The 7,609-nt window shown below is 28.1% G+C and carries 9 protein-coding genes and 2 tRNA genes; 6 read left to right on the top strand and 5 right to left on the bottom strand.

All coding sequences use genetic code 11. The annotated features are described in order from the left end of the window. The coding region (locus V2W16_RS11195; protein WP_425353962.1) for a helix-turn-helix transcriptional regulator at window positions 1-173 on the bottom strand (173 nt) is incomplete at its 3' end. Window positions 174-319: 146 nt separating this feature from the next. Between V2W16_RS11195 and V2W16_RS09580 the strand changes: the two genes are divergently transcribed. Further along, window positions 320-484 carry a YjzC family protein gene (locus tag V2W16_RS09580; RefSeq protein ID WP_329384911.1) on the top strand — a complete coding sequence of 55 codons (165 nt, stop codon included), beginning with the start codon at window positions 320-322 and terminating at the stop codon, window positions 482-484. Window positions 485-674: 190 nt separating this feature from the next. On the opposite strand, the gene V2W16_RS09575 is transcribed toward V2W16_RS09580, so the two are convergent. Next, window positions 675-872, bottom strand: coding sequence for a helix-turn-helix domain-containing protein (locus V2W16_RS09575; RefSeq protein ID WP_329384908.1), 198 nt, complete (start codon window positions 870-872; stop codon window positions 675-677). A 192-nt stretch (window positions 873-1,064) separates the two neighbouring features. Between V2W16_RS09575 and V2W16_RS09570 the strand changes: the two genes are divergently transcribed. From V2W16_RS09570 to V2W16_RS09550, 5 genes are all read left to right on the top strand, one after another. Continuing rightward, window positions 1,065-1,673 carry a LexA family protein gene (locus V2W16_RS09570; protein ID WP_329384905.1) on the top strand — a complete coding sequence of 203 codons (609 nt, stop codon included), beginning with the start codon at window positions 1,065-1,067 and terminating at the stop codon, window positions 1,671-1,673. 35 nt (window positions 1,674-1,708) lie between these two features. After that, window positions 1,709-3,124: an SNIPE associated domain-containing protein gene (locus tag V2W16_RS09565; protein WP_329384902.1), complete on the top strand. Its 1,416-nt coding sequence runs from the start codon at window positions 1,709-1,711 to the stop codon at window positions 3,122-3,124. 103 nt (window positions 3,125-3,227) lie between these two features. Then, entirely contained in the window at window positions 3,228-3,773 is a 546-nt protein-coding gene (locus tag V2W16_RS09560; protein WP_329384899.1) for a hypothetical protein, read from the top strand. Window positions 3,774-3,916: 143 nt separating this feature from the next. After that, window positions 3,917-5,122: an SAP domain-containing protein gene (locus V2W16_RS09555; RefSeq protein ID WP_329384896.1), complete on the top strand. Its 1,206-nt coding sequence runs from the start codon at window positions 3,917-3,919 to the stop codon at window positions 5,120-5,122. Between the two features lie 127 nt (window positions 5,123-5,249). After that, complete coding sequence (locus V2W16_RS09550; RefSeq protein WP_329384892.1) at window positions 5,250-6,467, top strand: tyrosine-type recombinase/integrase; 1,218 nt, start codon at window positions 5,250-5,252, stop codon at window positions 6,465-6,467. Between the two features lie 26 nt (window positions 6,468-6,493). On the opposite strand, the gene V2W16_RS09545 is transcribed toward V2W16_RS09550, so the two are convergent. The 3 genes from V2W16_RS09545 to proC form a co-directional block, all read right to left on the bottom strand. After that, window positions 6,494-6,585, bottom strand: a tRNA-Ser gene (locus tag V2W16_RS09545). A 36-nt stretch (window positions 6,586-6,621) separates the two neighbouring features. After that, a tRNA-Ser gene (locus V2W16_RS09540) sits at window positions 6,622-6,710 on the bottom strand. A 75-nt stretch (window positions 6,711-6,785) separates the two neighbouring features. Next, window positions 6,786-7,598, bottom strand: a complete 813-nt coding sequence (gene proC / locus V2W16_RS09535) for a pyrroline-5-carboxylate reductase (protein WP_329384889.1) — start codon at window positions 7,596-7,598, stop codon at window positions 6,786-6,788. Window positions 7,599-7,609: the final 11 nt, after the last annotated feature.

Raw genomic sequence — 7,609 nt, 5'->3', positions numbered from 1 at the left:
AAACTTATATTGAAATAGTCGGCAATAGCTTTAATGCTTTCTATTCTAGGCACCCTCTTTTCCCTCTCCCAGTACTCTATAGCCCTTTGACTTACACCTATTTCCTTTGCCAAAGTTAAAGTTGAAACACCATCTTGTTTTCGAAGATCTCTTATTTTCTTTCCTATGGACATTACATTTCTCCTTTTTAATCTTTTTTTAATTATAAAGTTGACATAGTTTTTATATTGATATATACTATATATTGTATAAAGTGAACATATTTTCGATTATATATTGTATATGTTTACTAAACAAAACAGAAAGGTGGTGAAAAAATATGGGCAAGTTGATCAAACCAGGAACAGATAACCAATCTCCTGGAACTTATCAAGAAGTTGGTCCAAGAGGTGGTAAAATTCCAAACCCAAGAACTGTACACATTGATCGTGGTGACAGACTTCCTCCTACTCAAGAGTCTGGTCACAGATGGGAAAAAAAATAATTTATTACACTATAATCTTCTATAAAATCTACTACAGAAATTGTGGTAGATTTTATATTTCTACTATTCTTTTTGAAAAGCATATACTTTTACTTAAAATATCAATTTGCAACCATGCTTCTACATAAATCTTCCCATTTTCTTTATATTTTGTAATGTAATGTTTAATCATTTTCTTTTATCCTCTCACCTAATCTTCTTTAATAAAATAATTAATATCCACACCGAAATAGTCGGCGACTTTTTTTATCTTGTCAATTTTAGGTTTACTTTTCCCATGTTTCCATTCTGAAAATAATGTTGGATACAGTCCTGTTTCTTTTGCTACTCTATAAGCCGAAATATTTTGTTTTTCTAATAATTTTTCAAATTTTTCATACATATCCATCAATTAATACCTCCTTTCTATATTTTTAATCAAATTTATATTGCAATTAGTTAGAAAATTCTATATAATATATAAAAGACTAAATGTGATTATTAGGATTTTCTAACTTACAGTAAGATTATATATTAGATTTTCCTAATTGTCAATATATTTTATTAGAATTTTCTAATTTTATATTTTAGGAGAAATACAATGTATAAAATTTATTGTCAGCTCAGAGATCAAAAAGGAGTAAAAGATGCAGAAGTTGCAAGGAATACAAAAATTGCTCCATCTGTGTTTTCTGAGTGGAAAAAAGGTAAAAGTAACCCTAAACAGGATAAATTGCAAAAAATAGCAGATTATTTTGGAGTAAGCATAGAATATTTAATGACAGGTGAAGAAAGAACAACTATTACACAAAGCCCCCACCCTTATATACCAATTCTTGGCAAAGTAATTGCAGGAGTTCCCGTTGAAGCGGTGGAAGATGTTATAGGAAAGATACAAATAAACGAAAATCTTGCCAAAACAGGTAACTTCTTCGCTCTTGAAGTAAAGGGAGACAGTATGCAGCCAAGATTACAAGAGGGAGATATTGTAGTGGTAAAAGAGCAGGCAGATGTTGAAAGCGGACAAATTGCCATTGTATGTGTAAACGGCGATGAATACACTATAAAGAAAATCAAAAAAAGCGAAAGCGGTATTACTCTTATACCATTTAACCCTGCTTATGAACCTATTTTTTATACTAATGAAGAAATAGAAAAACTACCGGTTGAAATAAAAGGTCGTGTTGTACAGTTTCATGGGAATTTATAGAAAAATAGGCAAATACCAAGAAAGGATTCAATGTCATGTTCGATAACTTCAAATTAACAAAGCAAAGAGAAAAACAATTAAAAGAAGAAATAAAACAAGCAAAAGCTGAGTACAAAAACATAAAAAAACAAAATTCAAAAAAAGAAAAAAAATCTATATTCAGCACATGCAATTTATGTGGCAGCAGAAATGTTGTTTTAAATGAATATGGGGTATGTCAAGCATGCGAAATAAAACAATTAAAAAATGCCCTTCTTCCAGAACATAATAACCTTGAATATTTAAGAAACGAAATTGAAAAACAAAATCAATATCTTTCTAACATAAAACAAGAAATAACAGAAAAACAAAATAAATTAAAATCTTTAAACAAAGAAATTAAAATAAAAGAAAAAGAAGTTTTCACATTAGATGACACAATTTTACTTCAAAATTTCGGTTTATATGAACCAACATATGACTTTGCTTTATCAATAGAATACAAAGAAGAACTTACTAAAATAAGAAACAAACAAAAAGAAATGGTAAGAAATAAAACTGCAGTTGAATATTTTGACGGCTGGACAGTTAACGGAAGCAAAGCTGAAGGCAGAAAAATGACAAACAGCAATATAAAACAAATACTTCGTACCTTTAATAATGAATGTGACACTTTGATTGAAAAAGCTAAGTTTAATAACATTGATAAAATCAAACAAAGAATTGAGAAATCATATGAACAGCTAAATAAAATGAATGCTTCTGTGCAAATCAAACTTACACCTGCATATTTAAAATTAAAATTTGATGAATTAACTCTTGCCTATGAATATCAAGTAAAAAAACAACAAGAAAAAGAAGAAGAAAGAGAAAGAAGAGAAGCTTTAAGAGAACAACAAAAACTTGAAAAAGAAATAAGAGAAGCAAGAGAGAAAATATTAAAAGAGAAAAAACATTTTAACAATGCAATAAAAGAAGCACAAAAACAACTTGATTTAGCTCTAAACGAAGATGAAAGAACAGGACTTTTAGAAAAAATAAAAGAACTTGAACAACAGCTAAAAGATATTGACAGTGAAGAAAAAGTAATAGATTATAGAGAAAAGAACGCCAAAGCAGGATATGTTTATATAATTTCAAATATAGGTGCTTTTGGAGAAGATGTATATAAAATAGGAATGACAAGAAGACTCGAACCAATGGACAGAATAAAAGAACTTGGGGACGCATCCGTTCCATTTTCCTTTGATGTTCATGCTCTAATATTCTCAGAAGATGCACCAAAACTTGAAAGCAAACTACATGAACATTTCTTTAATGACAGAATAAACAAATTAAACAACAGAAAAGAATTTTATAAAACAAAACTTGAAGAAATAGAAAAAGTAGTAAAAGAAAATTATGATAAAACCGTTGAATTTACGGAAATTGCACAGGCGGAGCAGTACAGACAATCAATTCGTATTAAGTAAAAGAGGGAATGAAATATAGCAACGTTTATAATTTAAATTTATAAAAGGAGGAAATGATTATGAAAAGTTTAAAGGCAGAGAAAAAAAAAGATTAAAAGAAGAAATGAAGCAAGAACAACTTAAAAACGGTATTATACCTAAAAAACCTTTTTATAAAAAATGGTGGTTTATTGCACTTGTAGTTATTGTTGTTATTGGTGCTATAGTTGGAGGAACAACAACACCACAAGATACAACAAATTCAACACCTAAACAAGACACAACAACCTCTACAAAAGAAGATAATAAGTATAAAACAGAATTGGAATGGGCTTTAGACAGTAACTATATGATAAAAGTAGAAGATAGTTCATTTGACGGCGATGTTATAAAAGCCGGCAAATACAGATTTTATCCTAACAATGTTTCAAGCTTTGAAAAAGGAGAAATGATAAAAGAAGGAACTCCTATTGTATGGGATATATATATATCAAAAAATGAATATAAAAATAATAACGAATTAAAAGAAGATGAATATGTAGGAAGTGTTGGAGGATTAGAAAAAGACGAATTGACTATTAATGTAGAAAAAGGCGATTACATTTATATCAATTACAATGAAACAGCTGATAAAGGTCTTGGAACACTTAAAATAGAAATGGTGGAATAAAATAATGTTAAAGCAAACGCAACGATAAAAGTTGGTTTTAAGAATATGTATATAAAAATACCAGATGATGAAATAGAGAAATGTATTAAATAGAACAATCTATTAAAAGTAAAAAACTAATATTTATAGAGGAATCAAGTATAATGTTTGATAATTTCAAATTAAAAAAACAAAAAGAAAAAGAAATTAAAGAAGAAATAAAACAATCAAAAAAAGAATACAAAAAGATTCAAAAACAAAATAAAAAAATAATTAAGAAAATAAAAAAAGATAAATTTGATGAAAATATAAATACCATATCAAATCAAAATTTAAAATATCAATCTCCAACAAATAATCAAACAAATACATATTATAAAAATGAAGATGATATATCATATATTTACGGTGAAGAAGAAATTCCACCCTTACATCCAAAAATATATCCTTTATTTTTAAATTGGTTAGGTAAAACCCCAAAACCTTTATATGAAAATAAAAAAGATAATAATAATGGAAATAAGAACTTATACCCCTTCTATATGATTTATGAATGGGGATTAACTGATCCTAAAAAGTTTCATAAAAAATTAATAAAAGATAATTACTTAACTATTGCAACACCACAAGAAGCAATTCAATCACTAACAATAAACCAATTAAAAAGTATTTTAAAAGACAATAATATATCAACAACGGGAAATAAAAATAAATTAATTGAAAAATGTTTATTAATAAATAATTTAGATAAATATATAAATAAAACTTTCTATGTTCTTACACCAAAATCAAAAAAAATTATACAAGAAAATGATGAATTTTTATATGTTGATAAGTTCATTAGAAGATATCAATATAATTTATTCACTCATGAAGAATATGAAGAAATAAAAAGAGAAATAAATTATTTACAACCTACTTTTGATGATATAATTTTATACTTATTAATAAAAAAAGCTAAATTAAGTGAAGAAAAAAATGATTTTTCAAAATTAAGAACAATTTATTTAGAGTTATATCATTTATTTAAGAAAAATAAAGATGATAAAGCTATCAGATGTCTAATAAATATATTAGATATGGATATAAGCGGTATAAGAGATATCATAGAGATTGATAATGTTATTAATATCATTACTTATGATGATGATACTTCACTAAAACTATGTTTAAATTTAGCACCAGGGATTGTAAAGTTTTTAAAAAAATATGACTATATTAAAGTAAAAAAAGAATTAGATAAAAATATATTTTTAAATTTACCATTTAGATATTTTAAAAAGGAAATAGTTAAAGAAATAATATTAAAAGCATATGAAACAGAAGAAACAAATTTTTATGAAGAATATAAAAATCTTGCAAATAAATAAAAGTATATTTAATATTTTAAACAACACCAAAGCACCTTAAACACAATACAATCCATTGTGTTGTGTTTAATATGCTTAACGGCATATTTATACCCTTATGCTATCCCACAAAGCTAGGAGGTATAATATGGACGCAAGAACAAACACTGCAAAGTGGAATGAAAAAAGTAAAAAATGGAGGATTAAAGTACAAAGAGACGGAAAGATAAAAGAGTTTACCTGTTCTACACCGGGAAGAAAAGGTCAGAGAATATGCAATGCAAAAGCAGACAAATGGCTTAAAGAAAGAACTTTCAACGATAATACAACAGTAGAAAATCTACACAAATTATATCTTGAAAAGAAAAAAGACTTGGTGGGAACAAGCAGGTATAACAATATATGTGCATATTTTAATAAATGGATTCTTCCCTATATTGGTAAAAAGAAATTTGCGAAGCTTAGAGAAGATGACTTACAGGATATTCTTGATTTAATGTATAAAGAAGATAAATCGGCAAAATACATAAAAGAGATAAAAGGAATTTTACTGGACCTTTTAAAATTTGCAAGGAAAAGAAACATAACAAGACTTATTCCTGAAGATTTAAGAGTCAATCCAAAAGCAAAGAGAAAAGAAAAAGATTCTCTTCAACCAGATGATTTATACACATTATTTAACAGCGATAAAACAATATACAACGGAAAGGAAATACAGGATCCTTATATTAATGTTTATAGAATGTATGTTGTAACAGGATTAAGAAGAGGTGAACTAATAGCTTTAGAAAAGAAAGATTTATTAAACTCACCTGTAATTAATTATTTTAATAAAAAGATTATAAATGTAAATAATGATACATTCTTAAGAATAAACAAATCTATAAATGAATATAACGAACTTACAAAAGGGAAAACGGTGAATGCTTATAGATATGAAATTCTACCTAAAATAGCCATTGAAATTATTGAACAGGAAGAAAAGACTTTAAAAGAAAATCATGTTATATCAAAATACCTCTTCCCCGATTTAAACGGAGGTCATCTAAACCCTCAAAGGATTTCAAATAGATTTAAAAAATACGCAGAATATAATAACCTTTCAAAGCATACTCTCCATGAACTAAGACATACATTTGTAAGTTTAAATGTTGAAGATATAGAAGATGAAACAATGCTTGAAATAGTTGGACATGCAAACAAGAAAATAACAGAAAATTACAAACATATTGTTGTTGACAGACTTTCAAAAGCAAGCAACTCAATCGATGAAAGAATGGAAAATGTACTTGAATATGGAAAGAATTTAAAAACGTGTTCTAAGACGTGGTCTCTCAAAACAAAAAAAACTGAAAACTCTTTATAACAAAGTGTTTTCAGATTAAAAGCAAATGGCGGAGAAGGAGGGATTTGAACCCTCGCGCCGCTTACGCGACCTATACCCTTAGCAGGGGCACCTCTTCGGCCAACTTGAGTACTTCTCCGAATTCTATATAAAAAAAAAGATATTAAATTCTTAATGGCCGAGAGGGTGGGATTCGAACCCACGTGGGCTTGCACCCTAACGGTTTTCAAGACCGCCCCGTTATGACCACTTCGGTACCTCTCGGTTTTCATCAAGCTTAATTATATTATCATATGGATAATACTTTGTCAATATCTTTTTTAATCTTTTTTTATATTTTTATTTATTATTACTCATTTCTAAAGTTTTATTTATACTTGCAAGTAATGCATCTATTACAACTCCTCTGAAACCAGCCTGTTCAAGAGAATTTACACCTTTTATAGTCGTTCCCCCCGGAGAACAAACATTATCTTTTAATTTACCTGGATGTTCACCACTTTCTAAAACCATCTTTGCTGAACCAAGAACCATTTGTGCAGCAAGCTTATATGCTAAATCTCTCTTAACTCCACTTTCAACAGCGGCGTCTGCCAAAGCTTCAATATACATATATGTATAAGCAGGACCACATCCGCTTAGACTTCCGGCTGTATCAATTAGTGCTTCTTCCACTATTTCACTTTTACCAAAACTATTAAATATTTTTACTACATTTTCTACATCTTCATTTGTTGCTTTTTTATTCGCAGTTATAAGTCCCATTCCTTCTCCAACAAGTGCGGGAGTATTTGGCATGGTTCTTATTATTCTTAGTTCCCTACCAAACATATCTTCTATATTTTCTATTGTCTGCCCTGCTGCAATTGTTACAATAAGTTTATTTTCATCAACAACATCTTTTATTTCATCTATAACAGTTTTATAAACATTTGGTTTAACTGCTAAAAAGATAATATCTGTTTTTTTTGCAACATCTTTATTATCTTTGCTTGTATTTACACCATATTTTTCTTTAACCAAATTTATCGTCTTATCAGAAACCGCAGTGGCATATATATTGTCTTTACTTACAAGATTACTATCAATCATACCTCCAATAATAGCTTGTGCCATATTTCCACTGCCTATAAATCCTATTTTTAAATTCATAACTATCTCCT

It is taken from the genome of Anaerofustis butyriciformans (genome assembly GCF_036289385.1).
In the GTDB taxonomy this organism is placed as follows: Bacteria; Bacillota; Clostridia; order Eubacteriales; family Anaerofustaceae; genus Anaerofustis; species Anaerofustis butyriciformans.
This window is presented reverse-complemented; position numbering and strand designations above follow the sequence as displayed.